Source organism: Algoriphagus mannitolivorans DSM 15301 (genome assembly GCF_000429425.1).
GTDB classification, from domain to species: domain Bacteria; phylum Bacteroidota; class Bacteroidia; order Cytophagales; family Cyclobacteriaceae; genus Algoriphagus; species Algoriphagus mannitolivorans.
In genome coordinates this window covers 53,498-79,192 of sequence record NZ_AUBV01000010.1, presented here as the reverse complement: position 1 = coordinate 79,192, position 25,695 = coordinate 53,498, and the positions used below count along the sequence as shown (strand labels likewise).

At 42.4% G+C, this 25,695-nt stretch carries 20 protein-coding genes; 12 read left to right on the top strand and 8 right to left on the bottom strand.

Going from position 1 to position 25,695, the window contains the following annotated elements:
- Positions 1 to 302: 302 nt before the first annotated feature.
- A complete protein-coding gene (locus G458_RS0112820; RefSeq protein WP_026952251.1) occupies positions 303 to 671 on the bottom strand; it encodes a nuclear transport factor 2 family protein in 369 nt (122 codons plus the stop codon).
- Between the two features lie 404 nt (positions 672 to 1,075).
- Between G458_RS0112820 and G458_RS0112815 the strand changes: the two genes are divergently transcribed.
- Positions 1,076 to 3,619 carry a TonB-dependent receptor gene (locus G458_RS0112815; RefSeq protein ID WP_026952250.1) on the top strand — a complete coding sequence of 848 codons (2,544 nt, stop codon included), beginning with the start codon at positions 1,076 to 1,078 and terminating at the stop codon, positions 3,617 to 3,619.
- Between the two features lie 106 nt (positions 3,620 to 3,725).
- Here the strand turns inward: G458_RS0112815 and G458_RS21810 are convergent, their stop codons facing one another.
- Complete coding sequence (locus G458_RS21810; RefSeq protein WP_157359785.1) at positions 3,726 to 3,893, bottom strand: hypothetical protein; 168 nt, start codon at positions 3,891 to 3,893, stop codon at positions 3,726 to 3,728.
- 235 nt (positions 3,894 to 4,128) lie between these two features.
- Here G458_RS21810 and G458_RS0112805 point away from each other — a divergent pair, with 235 nt between their 5' ends.
- Together G458_RS0112805 and G458_RS0112790 are read left to right on the top strand one after the other, a co-directional pair.
- A complete protein-coding gene (locus G458_RS0112805) occupies positions 4,129 to 6,294 on the top strand; it encodes a TonB-dependent receptor (RefSeq protein ID WP_026952248.1) in 2,166 nt (721 codons plus the stop codon).
- A 247-nt stretch (positions 6,295 to 6,541) separates the two neighbouring features.
- On the top strand, positions 6,542 to 7,084 hold the full coding sequence (locus tag G458_RS0112790) for a fasciclin domain-containing protein (RefSeq protein WP_084438866.1): 543 nt from the start codon (positions 6,542 to 6,544) through the stop codon (positions 7,082 to 7,084).
- Positions 7,085 to 7,191: 107 nt separating this feature from the next.
- Here G458_RS0112790 and G458_RS0112785 read toward each other — a convergent pair whose 3' ends face one another.
- Positions 7,192 to 8,100, bottom strand: coding sequence for a helix-turn-helix domain-containing protein (locus G458_RS0112785; RefSeq protein WP_026952246.1), 909 nt, complete (start codon positions 8,098 to 8,100; stop codon positions 7,192 to 7,194).
- 154 nt (positions 8,101 to 8,254) lie between these two features.
- Between G458_RS0112785 and G458_RS0112780 the strand changes: the two genes are divergently transcribed.
- From G458_RS0112780 to G458_RS0112750, 7 genes are all read left to right on the top strand, one after another.
- Positions 8,255 to 8,704 (top strand): nuclear transport factor 2 family protein, encoded by a 450-nt coding sequence (locus G458_RS0112780; protein WP_026952245.1) that lies wholly within the window; start codon positions 8,255 to 8,257, stop codon positions 8,702 to 8,704.
- Positions 8,705 to 8,827: 123 nt separating this feature from the next.
- A complete protein-coding gene (locus tag G458_RS0112775; protein WP_026952244.1) occupies positions 8,828 to 9,274 on the top strand; it encodes a nuclear transport factor 2 family protein in 447 nt (148 codons plus the stop codon).
- 165 nt (positions 9,275 to 9,439) lie between these two features.
- Positions 9,440 to 11,680, top strand: a complete 2,241-nt coding sequence (locus G458_RS0112770; RefSeq protein ID WP_026952243.1) for a xanthine dehydrogenase family protein molybdopterin-binding subunit — start codon at positions 9,440 to 9,442, stop codon at positions 11,678 to 11,680.
- Between the two features lie 568 nt (positions 11,681 to 12,248).
- Positions 12,249 to 14,789 (top strand): ligand-binding sensor domain-containing protein, encoded by a 2,541-nt coding sequence (locus tag G458_RS0112765; protein ID WP_157359784.1) that lies wholly within the window; start codon positions 12,249 to 12,251, stop codon positions 14,787 to 14,789.
- Positions 14,789 to 15,199, top strand: coding sequence for a response regulator (locus G458_RS0112760; RefSeq protein ID WP_035468207.1), 411 nt, complete (start codon positions 14,789 to 14,791; stop codon positions 15,197 to 15,199). Before G458_RS0112765 ends, G458_RS0112760 begins: the two co-directional genes overlap by 1 nt.
- Before the next feature lie 210 nt (positions 15,200 to 15,409).
- Positions 15,410 to 15,868 (top strand): (2Fe-2S)-binding protein, encoded by a 459-nt coding sequence (locus tag G458_RS0112755; RefSeq protein WP_026952240.1) that lies wholly within the window; start codon positions 15,410 to 15,412, stop codon positions 15,866 to 15,868.
- An 11-nt stretch (positions 15,869 to 15,879) separates the two neighbouring features.
- Entirely contained in the window at positions 15,880 to 18,147 is a 2,268-nt protein-coding gene (locus tag G458_RS0112750) for a xanthine dehydrogenase family protein molybdopterin-binding subunit (RefSeq protein WP_026952239.1), read from the top strand.
- A 478-nt stretch (positions 18,148 to 18,625) separates the two neighbouring features.
- Here the strand turns inward: G458_RS0112750 and G458_RS0112745 are convergent, their stop codons facing one another.
- Positions 18,626 to 20,086 (bottom strand): pyruvate kinase, encoded by a 1,461-nt coding sequence (locus tag G458_RS0112745; protein ID WP_026952238.1) that lies wholly within the window; start codon positions 20,084 to 20,086, stop codon positions 18,626 to 18,628.
- Positions 20,087 to 20,287: 201 nt separating this feature from the next.
- On the opposite strand from G458_RS0112745, the gene G458_RS0112735 reads away from it, so the two are divergent.
- Positions 20,288 to 20,989, top strand: a complete 702-nt coding sequence (locus tag G458_RS0112735) for a DUF4397 domain-containing protein (protein WP_035468205.1) — start codon at positions 20,288 to 20,290, stop codon at positions 20,987 to 20,989.
- A 572-nt stretch (positions 20,990 to 21,561) separates the two neighbouring features.
- On the opposite strand, the gene G458_RS0112725 is transcribed toward G458_RS0112735, so the two are convergent.
- The 4 genes from G458_RS0112725 to G458_RS0112710 form a co-directional block, all read right to left on the bottom strand.
- Positions 21,562 to 22,881 carry a hypothetical protein gene (locus G458_RS0112725; protein WP_026952236.1) on the bottom strand — a complete coding sequence of 440 codons (1,320 nt, stop codon included), beginning with the start codon at positions 22,879 to 22,881 and terminating at the stop codon, positions 21,562 to 21,564.
- A complete protein-coding gene (locus G458_RS0112720) occupies positions 22,868 to 23,353 on the bottom strand; it encodes an RNA polymerase sigma factor (RefSeq protein WP_051287264.1) in 486 nt (161 codons plus the stop codon). The genes G458_RS0112725 and G458_RS0112720 overlap by 14 nt, the downstream gene beginning before the upstream one ends.
- A gap of 85 nt (positions 23,354 to 23,438) precedes the next feature.
- Positions 23,439 to 23,954: a hypothetical protein gene (locus G458_RS0112715; RefSeq protein WP_026952234.1), complete on the bottom strand. Its 516-nt coding sequence runs from the start codon at positions 23,952 to 23,954 to the stop codon at positions 23,439 to 23,441.
- Between the two features lie 69 nt (positions 23,955 to 24,023).
- Positions 24,024 to 24,512: a GNAT family N-acetyltransferase gene (locus G458_RS0112710; protein ID WP_026952233.1), complete on the bottom strand. Its 489-nt coding sequence runs from the start codon at positions 24,510 to 24,512 to the stop codon at positions 24,024 to 24,026.
- A 115-nt stretch (positions 24,513 to 24,627) separates the two neighbouring features.
- Here G458_RS0112710 and G458_RS0112705 point away from each other — a divergent pair, with 115 nt between their 5' ends.
- Positions 24,628 to 25,551: a DMT family transporter gene (locus G458_RS0112705; protein ID WP_051287262.1), complete on the top strand. Its 924-nt coding sequence runs from the start codon at positions 24,628 to 24,630 to the stop codon at positions 25,549 to 25,551.
- The last annotated feature ends 144 nt before the right edge of the window (positions 25,552 to 25,695 follow it).

The following is a 25,695-nucleotide window of genomic DNA, read 5'->3' as shown; positions in this document are numbered from 1 at the left end:
AAAAATAGATGAATTCAAATCAATACTTATAAAAATCAAACAATAGGACCCCCAAAGAGAGCCATTACAATTACTACCGAACTGCCATTTACCATGGCAATTGATAGCGGAAAGATTAAAAAATTGAGTTGTCTTTCAGCTTTCTGCCTCATTCTAAATATTGGGAAAAAAGGTATGGGAGTGAATGTAACTCAAGCCTAGGTTCAAATTTTTGGAAATGTCACTTAAGCTTACGCCTTTCCAAGCGAAATCCAAGGAAATCTCGAAATGAGTAACTAATGAGAGTTACAACAAAATATCTCTTAAATCACCTGATTTAGATGAGAGGATACCAATTTCCAGTTTCCATCTTTTTCCATCCAAATGTCCAGGAAGTTTAGCCCAGAAGACCTGATTTTTCCTCCGATGGAGATAGTGATTTCCCCTTCACCATGTACTACTCCTGTATTTCCATAAACACGGGCGAAGGCCTTCTGCAAGCTCAGGTTTTTAAGTTCTTTTCTTTTGCTTTTGACGATTTCTACCACTTCCGGCTTGGTTTCAGCCTTACCGTTGGAACAAATCAACAAACCTTGGTCATCGAAAATCTTCTCTAGATTTTCTAAGTCATTGGTCTCCCAAGTTTTAAACTTCTCTTTGGAAAGACCAATCAATTCATCTTCTGAAATCATGGCGGGTGTATTAAGCTGACTTTTTTCCATTGAACAAATCCTGTGCTACACCTTAAAACCTAAAAAACTCTTAGCAGATTTGATGGAAATAACTTGAAAACCAATCTCTTAATTGAAAATTTTGGAGTATTTCCTTATCCGAAAACGCTATTAACTAAAAGCCAAAAAAATAGAATCCAGATGAGTTGAATTTTTTAATTCTTATTTGAAAAATGTAAGGAAAATTGAGGCCTGAAAACTAGCTTCATTCTCAAATTCATCATAGGTAAAAGAATATATTTTCAAGCAAGTAAACCAACAGAAAAACCCTGATTTTCAAACTTATAAGCCAGCCAAATTACCATTGAGTCAATCCGATTCAATTCTATGAAAAAGCCCGATTTCAAAAAATCAACTTCTTCCTCATGATATCCAAGAGTTTGGCTTTTTGGGCAATTCTTCTTTTTCCCTGGAATCTGGCTTTGACACAAGTAGAAGCAAGAAAAGATACCCTCCTCGTTCAAAACCTGGGGGAAGTGGTGGTTTCGGCCACCAAACAGTCTGAATCCCTGCTACAAGCACCTGTAAGTGTTGAAAAACTAAACTTACAAGCTATTCACCAATCGGCCCAACCGGGATTTTTCGAATCCTTACAAAGTTTAAAGGGCATTCAATTCATCACTCCAAGCTTGGGATTTAGGGTTTTGAATTCCAGAGGATTTGGACATACTACCAATGTCAGGTTTGTCCAGCTCGTGGACGGTATCGATATTCAAGCTCCGCACATAGGAGCCCCAATCGCAAATTCTTTGGGACCTACTGACCTTGACATTCTTTCCGTGGAAATTGTCCCCGGCTCGGCTTCCTCTCTATTTGGAATGAATGCCATCAATGGCATTGCCAATTTCATCACCAAAAATCCCTTTGAATTCCCCGGATTTTCTTTCAACCAAAAAACAGGAATCAACCATGTCAGGTCTCAGGATTCCGATCCGGCAATATTCACAGAGTCTAACCTAAGATTTGCCCAAACTTGGAAAGAGAAATGGGCTATAAAAATCAACGGCAGTTATCAACGTGGTACCGATTGGGTAGCCAACAATCTGACAGATCTCAACTCAACCGCAAATGCAGGCATTGGACTTTTGGGTCTGTACAACCCCGGTGCTGACCTCATTAATCAATATGGAGACGAATCGGCAAACCGCAGAACTCTTTTGCTGAATGGCAGCCAATATGTAGTCAGTCGAACTGGCTATGCGGAAAAGGAAATTGCCGACTATGGACTTTCTAATTTCAAGGGGGATTTTGGCATCTATTTTAGACCCAAAGATCAATCCGAACTAGCTTACACCTTCAGAGCAGCCAACCAGAATAATCTATTTCAGCGAACAAACAGATTTCGATTGGAAGACTACCTGACTCAGCAGCATGTGCTGACTTTTCAATCTCCTCAGGTTCAATTTAAAGCGTACTATACCACTGAAAATTCAGGAAATTCCTACAATATCCGATCCATGGCTGAAAACCTGGACCGGAGTTTTAAACCAGACGGAGAATGGTTTTCGAATTTTTCCAATCACTTCAAAAGTGCCACGGCGAACGGCTTAAGCATTCCTGAAGCTTTAAAATATGCAAGAAAGGAATCGGACCGAGGCCGACTGCTGCCCGGTTCGAAAGAGATAAAACAAAAAATAGAAGAGCTTAGGGACATCAACGACTGGAACTTTGGAGCAGCACTTCGGATAAAAACCAGCTTATTTCACACGGAATTTCAACAGGATATCAGTCATTGGAATGTGCTGGCCAAAGCCAAAATTCGGGCAATGTATGGACTGGATTATAGATCCTATAAAATTTTCCCAGATGGCAATTATTTTATCAATCCCATTGAGGAAGGTGAAAACTTGAATTACTGGAAAACAGGTTCTTTCGTGCAGGCAACCAAAACTTTTTGGGATGAAAAACTTAAGCTGAACACGGTTCTCCGCTTGGATAAAAACCAATACTTCAATCCAAAACTCAATCCCAGAATTGCTCTGGTTTATAGTCCCAGCAGCGCCCAATCCTTGAGATTTGCTTATCAAAACGGATATCGGTTCCCCAGTATTTTCGAGGGCTTCTCAAATATCAACAGCGGAGGAAGAAAGAGAATCGGGGGGCTTCCCGTCATGTCCCAAGGGATTTTTGAAAACAGCTATACTCAGGCTTCTGTGACTCAATTTCAAAGAGCCGTGAGAACTGATGTGAATACTGCGAAACTTCCCTTACAGGAAGCAATTGAACGCAACCAAAACCTCTTGGCCAAAAACTCTTACACTTACCTGCAACCCGAACGGGTAAGAAGTTTGGAAATTGGCTTCCGCTCGAAATCTCCAAATGGCAAATTGGATTGGGACCTGGATTTTTATCTCAACAAATACCAAAACCTCATTGCCCAATTGGATGTAAGTATTCCAAAATTCGCGTCCGCAGATAGCCTGGGCTTATCTTTTCTTCAAAATAACACCCAAGAACTATATCGACTTTGGACCAACTCCAAAACCATCAGCAGAAACTATGGAGGGAGCGCGGGGCTCCACTACCGGTTTGAAAAGGACCTCTATTTTTCGGGAAATTTCACCTTTGCAAAATTGTCCCGGACTTCCCAAGGAGATGGCTTAGAGGATGGATTCAATACTCCCGCTTGGCATTATAATTTAATTTTGGGATTTCCATTGGCCCAAGCTCGCCTCGGATTTCAAGTGAATTTTAGGCAGCAGGCAGGGTTCCAATGGGAATCCGCTTTAGCTACTGGTTGGGTGGAATCCTACAGCAGTTTGGACTTTCAGTTGACCGCAATGATTTTCAAAGGTTTGGGAAGAATAAAAATTGGAGCTACCAATGCCTTAAACCAATATTATTACTCCTATCTGGGCGGACCTGCAATCGGTGGTTATTATTATTCGAGTTTGACCTTGGAACTTTAGGGCTCTTTTTAAATCTATATAAACTTCGATTAAACTATCCAGCTCGACTTTCAACTTTCAGCAAATACCGGAAAATTTAATCCCTCATTTTCTCCCTAAAGCGAAGTCAGATGAAATCCCCTTTTATATTTGGGATATGAAAACTTGTTTGCTTCTCCTCATTCCATTGGTGCTTTGGCTTTCCGTCATGCCCTGCTGTGGAGATGAAGTCCAACAAGATTCTCCCATTTGCCTTGAAGACCAAGGATCTTCTGAAAAAGAAACTGAAAATCATGCTCCATGCTCACCGTTTTATTCTTGTGGGACATGTTCAGGCTTTATTTTAGAGGGAAATAATCCTTTGGGATGGATATCGGAAAAGCAGAATTTACCAGTTCTTTTCTCTGAGCCTTCGGTAAATATTCCTCATGGTAGCAGAAGCTCAATTCTAAAACCTCCAAGCCACTATTTTTTCAATTCCTAAGGAGATAGCTCTCCTCAATCCTTTTTTTCCAATAAAATTTTACACCATGAAAATTATTCTAGGGCTAATCCTGGCATTTTGGAGCATTCCCATGGCCATGGCCCAATATTCCATTCAGGTCAAAATCACTGACCATGAATCCAATCCCTTGCCTGGAGCCACTATTCAGATTAAAGCTTTAAATATCAATGCTATAGCTGACGAAAACGGACTAGCTACTCTTGAAGGAATTCCTGCAGGGACCTTCAAAATTGAAATCAGATTCCTCGGATTTGAGAGTGAAGTCATAGAGAGAAAATTCCCAATGGATTCCTCTCTGCTCGAGCAAATATCTCTGCATCCTCATGAGGATGAAATGGAGGAAATCATCGTACAATCTCATCGATCCAGCCGGGTAATTCAGGATTTACCGAGCCGAGTGGAAGTGATTGCTGGGGAAGAACTCTCCGAGAAAGGAAATATGAAACCCGGAGATATCCGGATGCTGCTCAATGAAAGCACAGGGATCCAAACTCAGCAAACCTCTGCGACTAGCTATAATTCCAGCATCCGGATTCAGGGTTTAGATGGAAAATACACTCAGTTGCTAAGGGACGGGCTTCCGCTATATTCCGGGTATTCCGGCGGATTGAGCATACTTCAGATCGCCCCTTTGGACCTCGCCCAAGTGGAGGTGATCAAAGGTTCATCTTCCACCCTCTACGGAGGCGGTGCGATCGCAGGCTTGGTGAATTTAATTTCCAAAAGACCCGAAGAGGAACGAAGGCTGGATTTCATGGTTAATGGAACTTCTGCTTTAGGTTTGGATGCCAGCGGATTTTATAGCAACCAGTTTGGGAAATTGGGCACCACAGTATTTGTGTCTCACAACCAAGGTACTCCATACGATCCTGCTGACATTGGACTTACCGCAATTCCAAAATTTGACCGAATCACCTTAAATCCAAAAATTTTCTGGTCACATAGCGAAAAAACTGAACTAATTGCCGGAATCAACTGGACTGCTGAAAATAGACTAGGTGGAAATTACAGCTATGCCAAGGGAGAGCCGGTTCAAAACCCCTATTTCGAAAAGAATATCACCGACAGACTTTCCTCACAGCTGAGTTTCAAAACGACTTTAGAACAGAACTTGAAATTGGAAATTAAAAACAGTTTCAGCTGGTATGACAGATCGATTGAGTTAGCTGACTATGAATTTGGGGGCAAGCAAAAATCCACATTTTCAGAAGTAAACTTAGCGAAAGCTGGTGGCCGATCTGAATGGATTGCAGGACTGAATCTCTGGACGGATCAATTTGACCAGAAAATAGGTGACCTGGGCAACCCTCTGGATTACAATTTGACTACTACAGGAGCTTTTGTCCAAAACCTTTGGTCCATCTCGGAGCTTTGGACTTTGGAATCAGGCTTCCGGCTAGACTATCAGAAAGATTTCGGTGCTTTCCCTCTACCCAAATTTTCCCTCATGTTTGAACCCAATGAGCAACTGACCTTCAGGTTGGGAGGAGGATTGGGCTACAAATCCCCGACGGCTTTTACGGAAGATGCAGAAAGGGTTTCTTTCAGAAATGTGCAGCCTCCTGATTTCAATACTTTAAATCCTGAAAAGTCATCCGGAGGGAATTTGGATGTCAACTACAAGGTGGGAATCGGAGATGAAATCACCCTGAATACCAACCTGCTGTTTTTCTCCACCCAGATCCAAAATCCACTTATCTTGGTTCCAAATGGAAGCTTCCTGGAATTCCGACAGCCAAATGGAACAGTCAATACCCAGGGAATCGAGGTAAATATGAAATGGACCTATCAAGATTTTAAACTATTTACCGGGTACACTTTTTCGGATGTGAAACAAGAGTTTCAAGGAACTTCCACTCCCTATCCTTTGGTGGCAAAACACCGACTGAATCAGGTATTGATGTATGAAAAGCATGAGGATTTCTGGATTGGGTTTGAGGCATATTATTTCAGCCCCCAGGTATTATCGGATGGAAGCAAGGGAAAAGCTTATTGGATATTGGGCTTAATGACCGAGAAAAAGATTGGAGAATCCGTTTCGGTTTTTCTCAACTTTGAAAACTTCCTGGATACTCGTCAAACACGTTTTGATACCATATTTACTGGCACTATTTCTTCTCCGGAATTTCGGGAAATCTATGCCCCTGTTGACGGATTTGTAATCAACGGAGGTTTCAAGCTTCAGTTCTAAGGAAAGAGGATTTTCTTGTCCAACCTGCCAGGTCATCAAGATCTGGTGGGTTTTGGGTAAATCCTTTTAGAATTTTTAGTACGATAGAAGGGATATTGAAAATTGAGTTCAACATTGAATCAAAAAACCAGCTCAGCAAGATCAATTTGTTGAAAATCAAGAAATATTGTTCCAATCCCGATTTTATTTTTAAACCTTCCTGCCTTGAGTTTGTTTTCCAAGAGTGAAATCAAAAAACCACTCAAAAATGAAAACCACAAAAATTTTGGCATTAGCTGGAGGATTTCTAGCTATTGGATTATGGACTGCTTGTAGCGCTCCAAAAGAAGAAACTACTGAAGAAACCATGGTTGAGGTTGTGGAAGAAACTCCTGCACCATCCAATACAGTAGTAGACATCGCGATCGGTTCTCAGGACCACACTACCTTAGTAGCTGCAGTTCAAGCGGCTGGACTAGTTGAAACCCTTAGCGGAGACGGTCCATTCACAGTATTCGCCCCAACCAATGCGGCTTTTGCAGCTTTACCTGCTGGTACAGTAGAAGGACTTCTGAAGCCTGAAAGCAAAGATGCTTTGACTGGAATCCTTACTTACCACGTAGTGGCTGGCAATGTGATGTCAGGAGATTTAAGTGATGGCCAAGTAGTAACTACTGTAAATGGCCAAACTTTAACCGTATCCATAAAAGATGGAAAAGTGATGATCGGTGGCGCAACCGTTGTAGCAGCAGATTTGGCTGGCAGCAATGGAGTTGTGCATGTCATCGACTCCGTATTACTTCCGAAATAAAGGTTGATAGTTAATAATACAAGGCTGACTCCATTGGGGTTAGCCTTTTTTTATGCCTTTGAATTGAAAGATAAAATAATTTTATCAAGGCAATCAGGCTTTTAAATTTAATTCACCGACTCTCTAAACTCTTTAGGCGAAACTCCTACTTGCTGCTTAAACAACCGTGTAAAATGCTGGGGGTATCTGAATCCCAAACTGTAGGCTATTTCTGAGATTGAAAGTTCTCGGTCATAAATCCGCTGTTTTGCGATTTCGATCAGCTTCAATTGGATAAATTCCTGGGCACTTTTTCCGGTTTCTTTTTTCACCAAATCCCCAAAATAATTCGGAGAAAGATTCTGCTCTTCTGCAAAATGAGCCACCGAAGGAATCCCTTTTTCTTGCGCCTTTCCAGATCGGATATAGGATTTGAGAGCCGATTCGAATTGCTCTATCACATTTCTATTGACCGTATCTCGGGTAATAAACTGTCGATCGTAAAAGCGCTGGCAATAATTCAAAAACAGCTCAATGGCTGAAAGGATGACTGTTTTACTATGCTTATCAATCCGCTCTGAAAGTTCGTCTTGAATCTTTTCGAAGCAATCCAAAACGATTTGTCTTTCCTTGGTTGACATATGCAGCGCCTCATAAGTCTCATAGGAGAAAAAGTTGTAGTCCTCGATTTTTTTACCAAGGTGAGTTCCTAAAAGCAGATCTGGATGAAATAAAAGCGCATATCCGGACATTTTTGGTCGCTCTCCGATTTTCGAAATATTGACCACTTGTCTAGGGCCTACAAATACCAAGGTTCCTTCCTGAAAGTCATAATTCTTTCGACCATACCTTATCTCGCATTCCTCCCCCTCTTTGAGAAAAACGCCATAAAAATGGTAGCGAACTGCTTTGGCTCCCGGGTCCTTAGGCCATTCTCCCTTGGACAAATCCACCACTGTGACTTGTGGGTGCATGCTGGATAATTTCAAAGGGCTGCAGTAGTCGTTTACATTCCAGAGATCTACGATTTCTTCCATGGCAAAAGGATTTAGATCAAAAATAGAAAGAGTCCCCGGATTTAAAGGACAAACAACAGCCCATCTGTAAAAATGGTAGGTAATTCAGTAATCCGGGTAAGTGACTTAGAATTAAAGGGATATAGCTTTGGAATAGAAATAAAATCAAACGTACATGAAAAAATTATTCTTCGGACTAACCTTTTTAGTTCTTACTTCAACTTGGTCATTTGCACAATCCACTACCGAGAAAGAGGTTTACGAGCTTTCCATGAACAAATGGAAATGGATGGCAGAAAAAGACATCGCGAATCTCACTCCCCTATTCCATCCGGAAGCCAAGTTTGTCCACATGAGCGGAACATGGACCACTGCACGAGAACTCGAAATCATAGAAACGGGCAGCATCTGGTACAAAGACGCTAAAGTTCATGATACTGCTGTTAAATTATTTGGAAATACAGCTGTCGTTTGGAATAGAATCACATTGACAGCCCATGTGAGGGGAAATGATGTGGTGACTGAATTTACCGTCACTGAAGTTTATCAAAAAGAAGGTTCCGATTGGAAAATGCTGGCTTTGACTTTCAGCAGCGTACGGGATACACATCAAATTGAGAAATAAAATTTATAAGTCATTCTACTATGACATGCTCCTCGGAATTTGTAATTCCTAGGCCTTATCTAAAGGATTTGTAATCCTTAAAAATCAAATCTCAACACGATTTCTTTTCCCAAATATTTTCCAATGAAAAAGACACTAATCAGTTTATTTATACTCCTTTTGGCCACGCAAGTCACTTTCTCCCAAACTACTCCCGAGCAACAAGAAATTATCGAACTCTCCAAAACCAAATGGAAATGGATGGAAGACAAAGAAGCTGACAAGCTCGCTGAGTTGTTTGACGACAAATCAGTTTTCGTCCACATGGGTGGTTCTTGGGGCAAGCAACGCGAAGTCGATATCATTCGAAGCGGTGGAATTTGGTATAAAAAAGCAGACATCCATGAAGTTTCGGTAGAAATCATCGACAACACCGCTATCCTTCTCAACCGTATCACACTAGTTGCGGAAGTTGGGGGCAGGGAGGTGACCAATCCATTTGAAGTAACCGAAGTGTATATCAAAAAGGCAGACGGCTGGAAACTTGGTTCACTTTCCTTTACGCGATTGATGACTCCCGGTGGACAATAACAAAATATAATCTTATTGTTTGGACAACCTAAGAATTGAGTTTCTGGGTAAAGATCACTTTTGACCCTTTTATTCATTTAGGTACCGATTAGGGGGGACCAACTGTCAAATTTTGAAAAATGGTCCTAAATGAATTCTGTAAATTGAAAGAATAAACAAAGTGAAATGCCTAAAATAGACCAAAAACTCAACCGCAGATCCTTCCTCAAAGTCTCCGCACTTGCAGGAGGTGGAATGATTCTGAGCTTCAATTGGCTGGCTGGATGCAAGCCAAAGGAATTGGAAACTTTGGGAATGCCCAAGGAATGGTTTAGACTCAATGGGTATATCAAAATCGGGGAAAATGGATTGGTCACCATCATGTCCCCTAATCCAGAAGGCGGACAGAATATCAAGACCTCCATGCCGATAATTGTGGCTGAGGAATTGGATGCGGACTGGAAAAATGTGGTGGTCGAACAAGCCCCTTTGGATACAGAAAATTTTACCCGTCAATTTATTGGAGGTAGTCAGGCCATAAGAATTGGATGGAAAGCTTTGAGAACTGCAGGGGCTACTGCAAGAAACCTACTTGTCCAAGCAGCCGCGAAAACCTGGGCTGTTCCCGTAGAAGAAATTTCCACTGAACCGGGTTTTATACTTCATGCTACAAGCGGCAAGAAAGCCCATTTTGGAGAAATGGCGACTCTGGCAGCTACTATGCCAGTTCCTGAAGACGTCCCCCTCAAAGAAATCTCCCAATTCAGAATCATTGGGCAATCACATAAGAATGTGGAGGCCAAGAATATTGTCACCGGAAAGCCTCTTTTCGGGATTGATTATAAAAAGCCCGGAATGCTGAAAGCTATGATCATACATCCCTCAGCACATGGCTTGCGCTTGAAGTCTTTTGACGATTCTGCTGCGAAAGGCATGCCTGGGATCAAGGCTATTTTCCAGATCAAATCCCATCAGGATGATTATGAGAGGACTTTCTTTGACACTACCAGCTTCACGGATTTGGTGGCTATCGTAGGCAATTCAACATGGGAAGTAATGAATGCCAAAAAGGCCGTGAAAGTCGAATGGGAGCCTTTTTCAACTTATGAAGAAAAAAGGGATTGGAACGGGAGAAAGGAACTTCGAACTATTACAGGTGGCTTAGAAAATGAAGCTAGCCAACTTCAAAAAATGGCTGAAGAGGCTAAAAAAGCACGAGTTGTCCGAAAGGATGGAAACCCTGAGGTCGCTTTCTCCAAGGCAGCCAAGATTATTAAACGAACTTTTAATGGGCCATTTTTAGCCCATAATTGCATGGAGCCGATGAACTTTTTCGCTCATGTACAGGAAGACAAAATCGAATGTGCCGGGCCTTTGCAAAAACCGGAATTAACCGAACAGGCTCTTTCTGCCAGACTGGGTGTTCCAATAGAAAATATTTACATAGACATGACCCGACTGGGGGGAGGCTATGGCCGTCGCTCCTATGCCCATTGGTTGATTGAGGCCGCAGTGATTTCCAAGGAAATGAATGCTCCTATTCATCTCCAATACACCCGGGAAGATGATATGACCGGGGGAATTTACCGCCCCATGTACCAAGCAACTTATCGGGCAGCCCTTGACGAGAGTAATCAGTTAATTGGCTTTCATATCAATGCAGGTGGCTTGGTCGAGCCCCCACTCTACGCCGATCGATTCCCTGCTGGAGCTGTTGAAAATTATCTGGCGGAAGAATGGACCGTTGCTTCTAATATTACGGTTGGTTCTTTCCGTGCGCCTCGCTCCAATTTTATCGCTGCTGCTGAGCAGTCTTTTTTGGATGAAGTGGCAGAAGCTGCGGGAAAAGATCCGATCGATTTCCGCCTAGAACTTTTGAAAAAAGCCAAGGAAAACCCAATAGGTGAACGAAATGATTATAATCCGGACCGATATGCAGGAGTCTTGGAATTGGTGAAAAGCAAATCCAATTGGGGACAAACTCAATCTGGTGTTTCCCGCGGTGTTTCGGCCTATTTCTGTCACAACAGCTACGCCGCTCAGGTGGTAGATTTGAAAATCGAAAACGGAAAAGTCCAGATTGAAAAGGTAATTCAAGCGGTGGATTGTGGCTTGGTCATTAATCCTGACGCTGCAAAAAATCTGTGCGAAGGAGCTGTAGTGGATGGAATCGGCACGGCTTTGTTCGGGAAAATAAAGTTTCAAAACGGAGAGCCTGAGCAGAAGAATTTCGATAACTATCGAATGATCCGAATACAGGAAGCTCCCAAGCAAATCGAAACCTATTTTGTGGAAAATTTGGAAGACCCGACCGGGTTAGGGGAACCCACCTACCCGCCTATTTTTGCAGCCCTTGCAAATGCTTTGTACCAAGCTACTGGCAAACGGCTCTCCGAGCAACCTTTCTTTCCCCAATTGAACATCTGATCAATTTCAACCACGCACAAAAGCTTCCTATTTGGAGGCTTTTTGTGATATAGGATTAATTCGATAATCGCCCCTAGTCCAATGGACTGAATTTCAAGGATCTTAATTCTACGTCCGTTGGTAGAAGGTTTGGTTTTATACACAACTTACTTCCTGATTATCAAATAGAAGATAAACTTTGATCAAAACATGGAATAATAAGGTCACAAAAAAAACTGACTCTCTAAAAAAATCCTATTTGAAAATTGGAAAAAAAGACGTTAAATAATACTTGTAAGCCTGTTTTAGTATGCTTCTTGCTGAAATAGTTTGGAACAGAAAATTTATTACCTAAAAAACTCTAAATTTCTGTGCAATTATTGATTCTTGAAAATACTCTTCGAATAACCCAAAACCCATTAGACAAACGGAACAACCCAACATTACCATTTAATCATACAAAACATTGATTTCCAAAGTATCCGTTTTTGCTTTCTTACTTTTTTTATGCACGTGGCTTGGGGGTCAGAGAACTTTTGCCCAGGTTGAAATTAGTGTAAATAGCACCCAGATTTTTTCAGGTAATTACATGGTTGAATCTTGGGACAACACCAATGGATTACCCCAAAATGTCGTTTTCGCCATGGATAAAGACAACCATGGCTATTTATGGTTGGCGACAGAGGAAGGTCTTGCAAGATTGGATGGAGCTTCCTGGAGGGTTTTTGATCAGGATAATTATCCCTTCATGCCCGAACAGACCTATTATGCTTTCCACAAGTCCTCTGCTGGAATTTGGGCTTCAGCCGACAGAAGCATTGTTCTATTGGACAAAACAATCCTGAAAACTATTGATTGTACCAAAATCACGGACAACACCTGGATCAGAGCTGTAACAGAAATAGGAACTGAAAACTTGTTGATCGGTACTGACGATGGGAAAATTCATGAATGGAATAAAGGCTCACTCAACCCCCTGGATTTCTGGAAGCCTGAATTTCAACTAGAAATCAATAGTTTTTATAATCTCAGTGCTTCTAAAGTATTGGTAGGCACGAGTAGAGGGCTTTATGAACTCGACATGGTTTCCCGAAAAATGAAACTCGTTTCTTCCGATACATTTTCTGCCAATAAAATTTTTGGCAACCCAAATGAGTTATATATCTATTCCTCTGAATCAGGAATATCAATCCTTAGAAAGGACTACTCAATGGAGAAAGTTGTTGATTGGGAGGAAATAAAAGATCTCAATCTAAGCAGCTTAACAGTAGATTCCGAAAACAGAATATGGTCAGGATCTTTGGAAAAAGGTCTGATTGCCATCGAAAAGGGAAAAGTACAACGCTTTAATTTTCCGGAGTTAAAAAACTACAGCGTCCGAAAAATCATCAAAGAAGACAATAATCTTTTTTTGGGTACCATGGGAAAAGGCTTGCTTCTGATCAAACCTGCCAAGGTGAATCAGCTGAATTTTGAGCAATTGGTTCAAAAAAATATCAAAGCAATTTATCAAAGCGAAGACAGCAGTGTTTGGATTGGAACCAAAGCCGACGGTCTTTTCAGAATCAAAAATGGAGAAATCAAATCATGGAATCAGCAGGACGGACTAATTCAAAACAGTAACACCACCATCTCTTCGCATAACGGAAAGATTTATTTTGGTTCTAATACCGGAATTTCTGTATTGGACATGAAGTCCGGAAAAATCCTCGACCAAATTACTGAGGAAGATGGTCTCAGAAGTAACTATGTCCATGCCTTATACAAGGATTCCAAAAATATTCTGTGGATTTTGACCCGAAAAGGGGGAATCCATTACCTCGATTCTGAGGGAAAACTTCATCAAGTAAAGCTAGACCCAGAATACGAATACACCCGATTTGTCAGTGCACTTGAACTCAGCAACAAGCAAATTCTCATCGGCTCCATGAACCAAGGCCTCATATGGGTCGAAAACGGGAAATTGGTGAAAAAATTAGCCTTACCCCTACCTCCAGGAGAAAATGTGGTTTATAGCATATACCAAGACAAGGAGGGAGATCTTTGGTTGGCAACACATGGAGGGGTCCTTTTATTGAAAGACGGGAAATTTAAGGCTCTAAAAAAAATCCATGGACTGAAATCCAAAACTGTATACAGTATCACCGGGGACGGAAAACAAGGTATTTGGATAAGCAGTAATTTTGGGGTTCAGTATTTTTCAACCAAAGAGCTGGAAAACTTTAAAAAACAGGAAGGAGATTTATTGTTCAGCTCCACCCTTTACGATAAGCACTTGGGCTTGCCAAACTCCGAAACCAACGGACTTATTTTTCCCGCTGCAATTCAGGATTTTTCAGGAAAAATCTGGGTACCTACCGTGGAAGGAGTAGGAATCATTGACCCTGTTACCATAGTCGAAAAACCTAAAAACCCTATCAATTTTACCTGGGATGAACTGCGGATCGGGGAAGAAAAATCATCCATCGGAAAATCTGTGGAAATTCCCCAGGGAGTTCGGATGTTTCAGATTTCCTTCTCACTGATTGACCTAGAAAACCCAACTCAATACACCCTATTCTATAGAATTGCAGGAAATAATGAGGCCTGGCTTCCTATTAAAGACCAAAGACAACTCTATTTCAATGGCTTAAAACCCGGTGATTATACGCTTGAAGTAAAGATTCTCCGGTTTGGGCAAGACGAGAAAATATATGCGCTGCCCATCAAAGTCTCGGCTACTTTTTTTGAATCTTTAAGTTTTAAACTAATTCTTGGCTTTGCTTTCATCCTTTTGTTGTACTTTTTGCTTTTGTTGTATTTCAACCGAAAAATGAAAAAAGAACTGGAGGAGAAAGTGGTTCAACGAACTTTGGAACTCAGTCAGACAAACAGTAAATTAAAGAGTGCCTTAACCGAAATCGAGGTACAGAATGCAGTCATGAAAGAGCTTACCTGGAACCATTCCCACTTACTCCGGGCCCCACTTACCCGGGCGATGGGAATCAGTCAGCTCTTGATAAATTTCTCAAAATACAAACAAGCCGAAAAGACCAAGGAAGAATTGGAAATTGAACTTTTGAACGCGTTGAAGCAGGTGGATGAAATTGTAAAAGATACCCATGCTAAAACTCAAAATTTTAAAAAATAATGAGTGATTTTTTAGCCAATGTCCTGATTGTTGATGACGATCTGGCCATTTTATTTTTGCATAAAGTAATTATTAAAGGGGGAATGCTCCATTCTTCACCCTTGACTTTTTCAGATCCAAAAGTTGCCTTAACACACGTTCTTGAAAATGATTCCTCTGATTCTAAAATGTTGATTTTCTTGGACATCAACATGCCTAAAATGAATGGATGGGAATTTTTGGATCAACTGAAAACTCAGATCAAGCAGGCCGATATCAAAGTGATCATGGTCACTTCCTCCCTGGACCAAGAAGACCGAGATAAAGCTCAGGAATACCGACTTGTGATTGATTTTTGGGAAAAGCCATTGGATGATCAGAACATTTCCACAATCAAGGCTAATCTAGGTTCATGGCTGGGGCTATCATAGCTCTCTAAGCTACTTATTATCCGATTCTTCTTTTCTCAAAATCATGGAATGGAGAATTGAAAAAGAGCCTTTTTCAAGATTTAAGCTTTTAATAATTGATTTTTTTGGTTAAAACCCCTCATTATATGGGAATTAGGTAAGATTTTGTTTGAAATCCGTAAGGTTAAGCCAACCCAAATTGGATAACTTTAAACATAACTTAAAATTGCTATGGCCTTATATAACCTAAACATCAATGGAAAAACCCAGCAGGTAGATGTCGATCCAAATACCCCTATGCTTTGGGTATTACGAGATCACCTGGATCTAGTGGGTACCAAATTCGGATGCGGAATTGCCCAATGCGGGGCTTGCACGATCCATATGGATGGAAATGCGATGCGATCCTGCCAACTCCCGGTTTCTTCCGTTGGTGATTCCAAAATCACCACCATCGAAGGGCTCTCTGAGAGTGGTGACCATCCAGTTCAGCAAGCCTGGATGGAGCATGATGTTCCCCAGTGTGGCTATTGCCAGGCGGGGCAGATCATGAGTGCTGCTGCACTTTTGGCACAGAATCCTAACCCATCAGATACTGATATCGATAATGCGATGAATGGAAATCTCTGCCGATGCGGAACTTATACCCGAATTAAAGCAGCCATCAAAACTGCATCCCAAAACTTATAATCCCCAAACCCATGAGCAACCTAAATACAAATCTTGATCGAAGATCATTCTTAAAGGTATCCGCTTTGGCCGGGGGTGGTATGATGCTGAGCTTTAGCTGGCTGGCAGGATGCAAACCTTCAACCAAAGAAGAACTTTTGGCCATGCCAAAGGAATGGTTTGAATTAAATAACTACATCAAAATCGGCGAAAATGGTGCCGTGACTCTATACTCCCCTAATCCTGAATTTGGCTCCAATGTCAAAACATCCATGCCAATGATCTTGGCAGAAGAACTGGATACAGATTGGAAAAATGTCTTCGTAGAGCAAGCGGATTTTTATCCAGAGCGATTTGACCGTCAATTTACCGGAGGTAGCCAAGGCATTCGTCAAGGATGGAAACCCCTGAGGACTGCCGGAGCTACTGCAAGAGCTATGCTGGTGGCTGCTGCGGCGCAAACCTGGAATGTCCCCGCATCTGAGATTACCACCTCGGCTGGAATATTGGAACACAAAGGAAGCGGAAAAAAGGCCCATTATGGAGAAGTAGCCAGTTTGGCAGCAACCTTGGAAGTTCCTGAGGAAGTTCAATTAAAAGACGTCAATACATTTACCATTATCGGAAATTCCAAAAGGAATGTAGATGGGCAAAAAATCGTTACCGGAAAGCCTCTTTTTGGGATAGACCACAAGGTTGAGGGAATGAAATATGCAGCCATTGTCCATCCACCTGCTTTTGGGATGAAACTCAAATCTTTTGACAAAAGCTCCGTGAGTGGGATGCCAGGGGTTTTAGATGTATTCCCTATCAATGTTTTTAAAGAGGATTATGATCGAAACTTCTTTGACACCACCACTTTCCCTGAGATTTTGGCGATTGTAGGCAACTCTACCTGGGAGGTGATGCAAGCCAAAAAGTCATTGGCTGTAGAATGGGAAAATGCTCCTGAAACAAGTTTTAGCATGGCAGGCTTTGGAGGAAGGCCAAGCACTCAAGTGAAGGTTCCTGCCGGTCTTGAAAATACCGTTGCACACAAAGCGCGGATGGCAGAATACATCCAGAAAAACGGAACGGTTGTTCGAAGGGATGGAAATCCCGAAGAAGGGTTCAAGAAGGCTGCCAAGGTAATCGAAAGAACCTATACTGTTCCTTTCCTGGCTCATAACACGATGGAGCCTGTCAATTGCTTTGCAGATGTGAAAGGCGACAAGGCGGTTATTTATGGTCCAACCCAGGCCCCTGATTTTATCAGAAACACCATAGCTTCAAGTTTGGGTATGCCAAAAGAGAACGTTCAAATCAACCTTGCACGAATGGGTGGGGGATTTGGAATTCGTGCCTATAGCCATCACATGGTTGAGGCAGCTTTGATTTCTCAGAAAATTCAAGCACCTGTCAAAATGGTTTATTCCAGAGAAGATGACATGACTTATGGTATTTACCGTCCGACCTATTCTGCTACCTATAGAGCAGCTTTGGATGAGAATAATAACTTATTGGCATTTCATGTAAAAGCTGGTGGTATTCCAGAATCACCCCTCCATGCCAATCGATTCCCAGCAGGAGCTATCGACAACTACCTGGCAGAAAGTTGGGACATCCCTTCCAATATTACCATCGGAGCTTTCCGCGCTCCTCGATCCAACTTTATTGCAGGAGCTGAGCAGAGTTTCTTGGATGAGTTGGCGGAGGCTATGGGCAAAGATCCTATTGAGTTCAGACTAGAACTTCTAAAGCGGGCTGAAACCAACCCGGTAGGTGAAAACAATGACTACGTTCCTAAACGCTATGCGAGCGTATTGGAATTAGTCAGAGATAAATCCAACTGGAACAGCCCACAAGCCAATGTCAGCCGAGGAGTATCTGCTTATTTCTGCCACAATTCTTATGTAGCAGAAGTAGTGGATACGGTTATCAAAGACAATCAACCTGTAGTCGAAGCTGTATATGCGGCGGTAGATTGTGGGATCGTAGTAAACCCCGATGCAGCCAGAAATATGGGTGAAGGTGCTATTGTGGATGGATTAGGGAATGCCTTCTTTGGTGAAATGGCTTTCGAAAATGGAGCTCCTACCAAAACCAATTTCGATAAGTATCGCATGATCCGTCACAAAGAGGCTCCCAAAAAGATCGAAGTGCACTTTGTGGACAATGGAGAAGACCCAACCGGGCTGGGCGAACCGCTCTTCCCTCCTGTCTTTGCTGCCTTGGCCAATTCATTATACAAGGCTACAGGAAAAAGGTATTACGAGCAGCCTTTTGCTCCGCAGTTGGAAATGCAGAATTTGAAGATGTAATCTAGCATGTAAGAATTGAGTTGCTTGGTTTTAAGATGAAGCACTCATCTATTGGTTGTATGAATAAATCAATTACTGATCGCCTGAGGAGAATTCTTCAGGCGATTTTTCATTTTAGGAATATCTGCAATTCTGCCAGCAAGAGATAATAGGAATTCATATGTTGCGGATATCCCTCCACAGACGACTGCAGGTAAAATCTAACTTCAAACCCTCTTTCATAAAGTCAGAGACATCAAAGCGGGTAATTCTATATCATTTATAGCCCTTCTTAACCGAAAACGTAACTCTTTTCTATTCCCGATTTAAGGTTCTGGAAAAAGACCAGGTAAGGTTATCCTACATGAGGAATTTATAATCTTGAGGGATCCTTTAAATGTCCTCTATACTTTGAAGAAAAACTTTACCGTATGGTTGTTTAATGGCTTATGCCGAAAAAATAATATCAGGCAGAGAAGCTCCTTTTCTCTCATGAATTTCAAATCTTCTTCAAAAACCGCTCAGCAATGCTTAGTGGCCTAAATAATAGTCTGTTTTTTCTTTTCAGAGACCGGCTTCTCTTGGTTATCTCTTGAAGGATTTTTAATACGGCCAGGGTATGCTTTCCTTTGTTGATCATAATGCATTCTGCCAAAGCTGCCCGGCCGGCATCCGTGATTTCAGCTCGGGATGCAATCCCGGATTTATGCAGATTTTCCAATACCTGCGTAGCCCAGATCACCGGTACATGAGCTGCCTCGCAAAGCCAGGAAACTTCCTCTTGTATCTCCACCAACCTTCCAAAACCAATCTCTACCGCCAAATCTCCCCTAGCAATCATCACTCCAAAAGAAGGCTCTTTCATCCCTTCCAGCAGCAACTCTGGAAAGTTGATCACTGACTCATAGGTTTCAATCTTCAGAATTATGGGGGGAATGTCCTCAGAATATTTCCTCAATTCATTTCTAAGCAACTCCAAATCCTTGGCTTCCCGGACGAAAGAAAATCCAATCGTATCTGCATATTCCACAGCAAACTCCAGACATTCCAGATCAAACTCCGTCAAAGAAGGGATTCGAAGCTTAGAGTCTGGAAAGTTTATGCCCTTTTCCGCATTCAATCTTCCTTTTTTGGAGGAGTTGCGCTCGACCACCAACATGGCGGAATTCTTCATCAACTTGACCACTTTGGCCATGATCATTCCGTCGTCGATAAAGACCCGCTCCCCTACTTTCAAATCCTCAATTATCCCTTTTTCACCGGGACTAATTACCAAATCTTTCTCCGAAAATCCCTCCAAGGATTCGCTTAGCCAAATTTTCTCCCCATTCGCCACTTCGATCCTACCTGAAATTCTCCCCTTTCCCAGCAATTCTGTCCGGAGTTTTGGACCCGCCAGATCCAAGTGAATTTTACAGGGAATCCCTGTTTTCTTACTTGACTGCCGCACCAACTTGATCATTTCCTCCCAGATTTTTGGACCGTCATGAGCACAGTTGATCCGGGCTATCCCCATCCCCTTCTTCAAAAGATCACTGACTATTTCCTTTTTATCCAAAAAAGCCTGGTCAAACGTAACCATCACTGAAGTGGGCCAGTTTTCGGGTGCTTCGCCAAAAAGTCCTCGGGCAGTTTCCTGAATCTTGGCCCGTCCATAATCCAGGGAAATAGCTTCCTCTTCGGAAAAGTCCTCCCCCAGCCGCTCCAAGGTGACCTGAATCTGCCGATGCGTGTGACTTTCGCAACTAGCCAAAGAGGACAGCCCGTGACGATGGAGATTTTCCTGAAGCTCCTGAATGTCCGTTTTTCTAAGGATCAGGTAATTCAGTAGATTTTTGGCTGACTCAACTTGGCTGGGATGTACCTTTTCAAGAAGCGATGCATACCGGGAAGCTGATTTTTTCATTTCCTCTTGGAGAGAAGAAAGCTCCTCGTGCAAGGCTTTTAATTCTGGGTTCATGGGGATTACAGTTTGAATACAAGTTCCTATTTCTAAAGAAAAAATTCAGCAAATAGGCCGTTTAATGAAAAAAAAATCTTCCCGACAGTTCGGTCAAGTTCAGCCACTTATTGTCCAGAGAATAAATTTTCCAAAAACTCCTGAAGCGAATTTAACCCCTGCTGCGTCCTTGGGAGGAATTTTAAATTAAATCTGTTTAGAATGCGCCTAACAAAAAGTATCCTCGCCGGACTGGTTCTGGCAACCAGTGCAGTACTCACTTCTTGTCTGGGAGATTTGGAATCCCCTGCTCTTCCTCCCACCGCTTATGTGTCCATTTACCAAGGTTCTCCGGACGCTCCAGCCTTGGACATTTTTGCCAATGCCAACAAAGTAAACCGGGAACCCATGCAATTTTCTCAGGTTTTGGCTTACAATGCTTTTTATCCGGGGAATCGGGATTTTAGATTTTCCCCGTACAACTCCGCCACCTCTCTTTTGGAAAAAGGGTTTAAGCTTTCTGCAGACTCTGTGTATTCCCTTTTCGTGATCAATGAAAGCGCGAATCTAGATGCGATTTTGGTCAAGGATATCTGGAAAGAGCCGACATCCACTAAAGCCCAATTGAGACTGGTTCACCTCTCTCCGGATACTGAAAGCGTACAGCTGAAGATCAATGACAACACTGCTCCTTTAATCAGTAACACCGCGTACAAAGGAATTTCCGAGTTTTTGGAGATCACTCCTGGGAAATCCACCCTGACCATCGGTCTCGCGGGAACGGGACAGACCTTGCTGACATCCGGTTCCTTGGAACTCAAAGGCAACAGGGTTTATACTTTAGTTTTAAGAGGCTTGAAGAGCCAAACTACAGGCGATAAAAAACTGGATATACAATTGATCACCAATTACATATCCTATTAAGAGGCCACATTTTTTAAGCTAAAATCCCGGGACAATGGGTGGTCTCGGGATTTTCTTTTTTTAAAGGATTTGAGAATTGACTTGAGCATAGAAAGAAAAGCCTTCACCATTAAACTGACCTATCAAAAATTTGAGATAAGGCATTATTCCTAATGCTCAGAAATAGAAATGAATGAGGAATCTTTGTTTGCTCTCTAGCCAATTTTATTGCGTCATTTAGATACCCACAAAAAATGATATTTAAAAGTATAGTTTTTCTTCAAAAATTATTCCGGGGAAAACAATTCGGTTTTATTAAAAACCAAATAATCCAATAAGTGTATCCGCTTTCTAACATTTAAGCCATACACTATGAATAAAATCCCGCTTGAATTTTAGTTTTAGCCAGCTTCGGATTTCGGTCCTCCGACAGGCCAACCAAAGGAATTTTGGATTGAGGTGCAATTGAGGATAATTATATAATCCAATATTTAAGAAAGATATCCAAGATTTTGAAAAAGAAGAGGGTCTAAAGGACACAAAAAAACCACCCGAGATTTCTCCCGGGTGGATCGTTGGTCTAGAGTTCAGATTTATTTTTTGGGCAAAGTGCCGAAGTTTACTTTCAAGGAGGCTCCAAAGAAGCCGATATTATTTCCTGTGCCACTGATGTCTTGCAAAGGATAGTTGTAGAACGGCATCAGGAGATAAGATGTTTTTTTGGATTCCAAGAGCCGGAAATTCACGCCCAAATTGGCCGTGGCAAAAGGCAGGAATCTGGCATTCGGAGCATCCAAGCTCGACAAACCTGTTACATTTTCATTTCTAAAGGATACAGAACTGAGGCTGGTAGAGGCATCCTGTACGGTCACTTGTCGAACATACATGGTTTCCTGTTGTGCGGTCTGGTTGAAGGCTAAGATATTGGAGAAACCTGCCTGGATAGATATCCCTTTATTTCGGGTCAAGGGATAAGTGATATATAGCGGAAGGTCCACTTGAACCTGGTCAATTTCTGTCCTTTCATTAGTCGGATAGGCAGCATTGGCAAAGGCCACCATGCCCGGACCTTTACTGGTCTGAGAGAAATAATTCAGCCCCATTCCAGATCCTACGCTGACTTTCTCACTCAAAGCCAAGTTCATCTGTACTCCCAAGCCTATGGAAGATCCTGTTACATTTTGATTATTCTGAGTTCCTGTCCCAAAGCCTGGGTTTAGGCCCAGAGTCATCGCCATATTGCTTTGGTTGGATTCAACCTTTTCTTCCTGAACTCCCGTCAGATCCGCAATTTGTTTTTTCAGTGCTTCCAACTTGGCTTGATTTTCGGCATCAGTTGCCGTGTTATTAGCTGAGGACGGAGGATTTTGCAGCTCCACTTTTGACTTCTCATTTTCGGTGGAAATTACCGCTAAATTGGATTTGGAGGTACTGGAGTTTGATCGGGAGGCTTCCGAATCGCCAGCTGCCAAAGCTGGAGTTAAGTTGCTTTTCCGAGCTGTGGTTTTTCGGGAACTTGGAGAACTTTGAGCAGGAATTCCGGAGCCTGAAAAAGACGGCTTCTCTTGACCCAAAGGTTCCGAGGACTGGGCATTAAAGTCCTTGGCTTCAAATGAATTTGCATCTCTTTCCTGGGAGGAAGGGGCCTTTTCTTCGCTTAGCAGTTCTGTGGAGGTCAAAGCAGGTACGCTACCCTCCTGTCCAGTGGGCGTAAACCGGATCAAACTATATCCAATCAAAAGCACCAGCGAAGCCGCTATTCCGCTGATCCAATAGGTCCAAGCTGTGGGCTTAGAGGCATACCTTTTCTTTTCAAAGGATTCCCAAGCGCCCTCTTTGTAGGGAACAGGGCTTTCCTCCTGAGCTTTGCGAAGCGAGGATGCCAACCATTTATCTAGATTATCTTCCTGCATATTCTTTCAAGTGAATGTGGATCAACTGACGAAGCTTTGATTTGGCTCGGGTCAGGTAAACTCTGGAAGAGCTCTCGGTGATATTCAGGCGATGAGCTACTTCCCGGTGACTATATCCTTCTACCTCATAGAGATTGAAGACCAGCTGTAGATCTTCGGGCAACTGACGGAGGATCTTCAGCAGATCCTCATAAGCCATTTGGTCCGGAGCATATACCTCGTCGAAGACAGGCAACTCCCCGTCTGCTTCCAGGTGATTTTGGAATCTTTTATTTTTTCGGTAATAATCAATGGCCGTGTTGACGGTAATTCTTCTCAGCCAAGGTTTGACTTGGAGGTTTTCCTCCATTTTTTGAAAGGAATCAAAACACTTCAGAAAAGAATCATTGGTGATTTCGTAGGCCAAATCCTGATTTTTGACATAGGAGAGACTAATTCCCATGACATAGCCATAGTAGCGTTTAAAAAACACTTCCTCATGTTTTTTTGACCGACGTTTACATCCGTCAATCAACTCTTGATCCGACCAGTTCAATTCAGAAATCGGCTATATCGATTTAATTTTTATTTAACTCACAATCTCCCTCACACAGGTAATCCACATAATTGCAGTATTCCCGAACGTAGAGATACATCCGTTCTACCATCTGCGGAGCCATAGTTTGGAAGGCTTTTTTCAAATCCACTACCAAAACATCCTCCACCAATTCTCCCGTTTGGGAGCAGTTTTCCAGCTCCGGATACAAATAAAGCTGAACACGCTCAGGGTTTGATTCTTGGACTGAGCCATCCCAAACCAAGCTGTATTTACCCGTACAATTTTGCGACCTTTTCACTTTCAAAGTCAAGATATCTCCCGAACGCTTTATTCCCTTTATTGAAACAGGGGTTCGGCATACCGGTTGGGAAGTCCGTTCAAAGTTTAATTTTTGATACAAACGGGGATCCGCCTGAAACCGGACATTTCCAAAGTTCACCTCATAGAAATTTGACAAGGCAAAATCTGCATCAGGCTCCTCCACCGAACAGGAGACAAAAAGAATAAGTAAGGCAATGCGGTAAAACCAGGTCATTTTGAAGATCCTTTGCAATAAGGACGAAGCTGGCGCCAAAACGCTACACACCTTCCCAAAAGAATTCATTCAAAGCTTTCTGTAAAGAATCAAAGCAGACACCAAACCTAGTTCAGGATGTCGGTATGCTTCCGGAATTTTCCCGATTTCCTGAAATCCAAGGTTCCTCCAAAGTCTCACGGCATGCACATTGCTTTCCACCACAAAGTTGAATTGCATTGCTTGGAAACCCAGATTTTTGGCCTCGACCAAAGCAAACTTCCCCATAGCTTTCCCAAATCCTTTTCCTCCATATTGGCTAGATACCATAAAGCCCGCATTGCAGATATGGTCCCCTAGGTCCGGCTGATTGGCTTTGAGGTAGAGCGTACCCACAATTTCCCCTTCCCATTCTGCGACATAGGTGTGCTTGTCGTCCTGAAGCCAATAACTCATCATTTTTTCTCTAGAACTATCCGGAGAAAAAACATAGGTTCCCCCCTGCCTGATTATGGGTTCGATCAAGGCCCAGAGTTCGGTTACATCGTTTGGAGTGGCTTTTCTGAAAATGAGAGTCATTGGAATGGGTTTCAATAAGTAAGGAATATGCCTTGCTAAATTATTCCTAGTTTTGGAAAACCTGTAGAACCAAGTAAACAAAAGCCTGAATATCTTCGCAAGAACTCTTCCTTCTATGTCTCAACCTATGCGTCCACAGGCTTTGCCGGGAGTCATCATGGCTCTAACTTCTGCCATTTTTTGGGGAATTTCAGGTACCTGTGCCCAGTTTCTATTTGAGAAAAAAGCCATGGACCCTTCTTGGCTGGTGACTTGGAGGATGATCTTCGCCGGATTCATTTTGGTAGTTTTCTCCATGACTCAAGAAAGAAAAGCAGCTTTCCATGTATGGAGAAAACCTTATGACATTCTTCGTATTGTACTCTTCGGCATAGTGGGAATGGTCGCGGTTCAATACACCTACTTTTACAGTATTTCACTTTCCAATGCCGCCACGGCCACCATTCTTCAGTACATCGGGCCTGTCTTTGTTGTGGGGTTTTATGCCATCAAAAACCGAAAATGGCCGGTATTGGCAGAGTATGGGGCACTAGTTTTAGCATTGACTGGCACCTTTCTTCTGGTCACCCATGGCTCCTTTGAGGAATTGGTCATCTCCGAAAAGGCAGTGTTTTGGGGTATCCTTTCAGCCATTGCTTTAGCTTTTTACACCATCCAACCCGTGGGATTACTCAGGACCTTTTCTCCTTCCGTAGTCGTCGGCTGGGGCATGTTGATCGGAGGCGTCGGGTTTTCCATGATTACCCAACCTTGGGAGATCTCCGGAATTTGGGATATGGGTACCTGGACTGCCTTCGCTTACATCATCATTTTCGGGACGGTTTTGGCATTCTACTTTTTTCTCAAATCTGTGACCATCATCGGTGCCACCCACGCTAGCTTATTGACTAGCGTGGAGCCATTGTCTGCGGCCATCACTGCGGTGATTTGGTTGGGGGTTTCATTTTTGGCTATGGATTGGTTTGGGACGCTGTTGATTTTATTGACAGTAGTACTATTGACTTGGAGTAGAAAGGAAAAAGCAGAGGCGAACTCTTAAAAAAAGCCCGGTGAATACCGAGCTCTTTCGCCTATTCAAACACCCTTACAGTTAACTTTTATTTTGAGCAATACCCATCTATAACCATGTTTTAGTTGCTTTTCAAGAGGATTGAGATTCTAGGACCGAGGTTGCATAAGCTTT

Excerpts from the sequence above, each read along its gene's own strand:
- G458_RS0112820 (WP_026952251.1), bottom strand. The coding sequence starts at position 671 with ATGATTTCAGAAGATGAATTGATTGGTCTTTCCAAAGAGAAGTTTAAA.
- G458_RS0112715 (WP_026952234.1), bottom strand. The coding sequence starts at position 23,954 with ATGACCTGGTTTTACCGCATTGCCTTACTTATTCTTTTTGTCTCCTGT.
- G458_RS0112770 (WP_026952243.1), top strand. The coding sequence starts at position 9,440 with ATGCCTAAAATAGACCAAAAACTCAACCGCAGATCCTTCCTCAAAGTC.
- G458_RS21810 (WP_157359785.1), bottom strand. The coding sequence starts at position 3,893 with ATGATTTTCAGTTTCTTTTTCAGAAGATCCTTGGTCTTCAAGGCAAAT.
- G458_RS0112725 (WP_026952236.1), bottom strand. The coding sequence starts at position 22,881 with ATGCAGGAAGATAATCTAGATAAATGGTTGGCATCCTCGCTTCGCAAA.
- G458_RS0112705 (WP_051287262.1), top strand. The coding sequence starts at position 24,628 with ATGTCTCAACCTATGCGTCCACAGGCTTTGCCGGGAGTCATCATGGCT.
- G458_RS0112735 (WP_035468205.1), top strand. The coding sequence starts at position 20,288 with ATGCGCCTAACAAAAAGTATCCTCGCCGGACTGGTTCTGGCAACCAGT.
- G458_RS0112805 (WP_026952248.1), top strand. The coding sequence starts at position 4,129 with ATGAAAATTATTCTAGGGCTAATCCTGGCATTTTGGAGCATTCCCATG.
- G458_RS0112780 (WP_026952245.1), top strand. The coding sequence starts at position 8,255 with ATGAAAAAATTATTCTTCGGACTAACCTTTTTAGTTCTTACTTCAACT.
- G458_RS0112760 (WP_035468207.1), top strand. The coding sequence starts at position 14,789 with ATGAGTGATTTTTTAGCCAATGTCCTGATTGTTGATGACGATCTGGCC.
- G458_RS0112765 (WP_157359784.1), top strand. The coding sequence starts at position 12,249 with ATGGTTGAATCTTGGGACAACACCAATGGATTACCCCAAAATGTCGTT.
- G458_RS0112815 (WP_026952250.1), top strand. The coding sequence starts at position 1,076 with ATGATATCCAAGAGTTTGGCTTTTTGGGCAATTCTTCTTTTTCCCTGG.
- G458_RS0112745 (WP_026952238.1), bottom strand. The coding sequence starts at position 20,086 with ATGAACCCAGAATTAAAAGCCTTGCACGAGGAGCTTTCTTCTCTCCAA.
- G458_RS0112775 (WP_026952244.1), top strand. The coding sequence starts at position 8,828 with ATGAAAAAGACACTAATCAGTTTATTTATACTCCTTTTGGCCACGCAA.
- G458_RS0112750 (WP_026952239.1), top strand. The coding sequence starts at position 15,880 with ATGAGCAACCTAAATACAAATCTTGATCGAAGATCATTCTTAAAGGTA.
- G458_RS0112710 (WP_026952233.1), bottom strand. The coding sequence starts at position 24,512 with ATGACTCTCATTTTCAGAAAAGCCACTCCAAACGATGTAACCGAACTC.
- G458_RS0112790 (WP_084438866.1), top strand. The coding sequence starts at position 6,542 with ATGAAAACCACAAAAATTTTGGCATTAGCTGGAGGATTTCTAGCTATT.
- G458_RS0112755 (WP_026952240.1), top strand. The coding sequence starts at position 15,410 with ATGGCCTTATATAACCTAAACATCAATGGAAAAACCCAGCAGGTAGAT.
- G458_RS0112785 (WP_026952246.1), bottom strand. The coding sequence starts at position 8,100 with ATGGAAGAAATCGTAGATCTCTGGAATGTAAACGACTACTGCAGCCCT.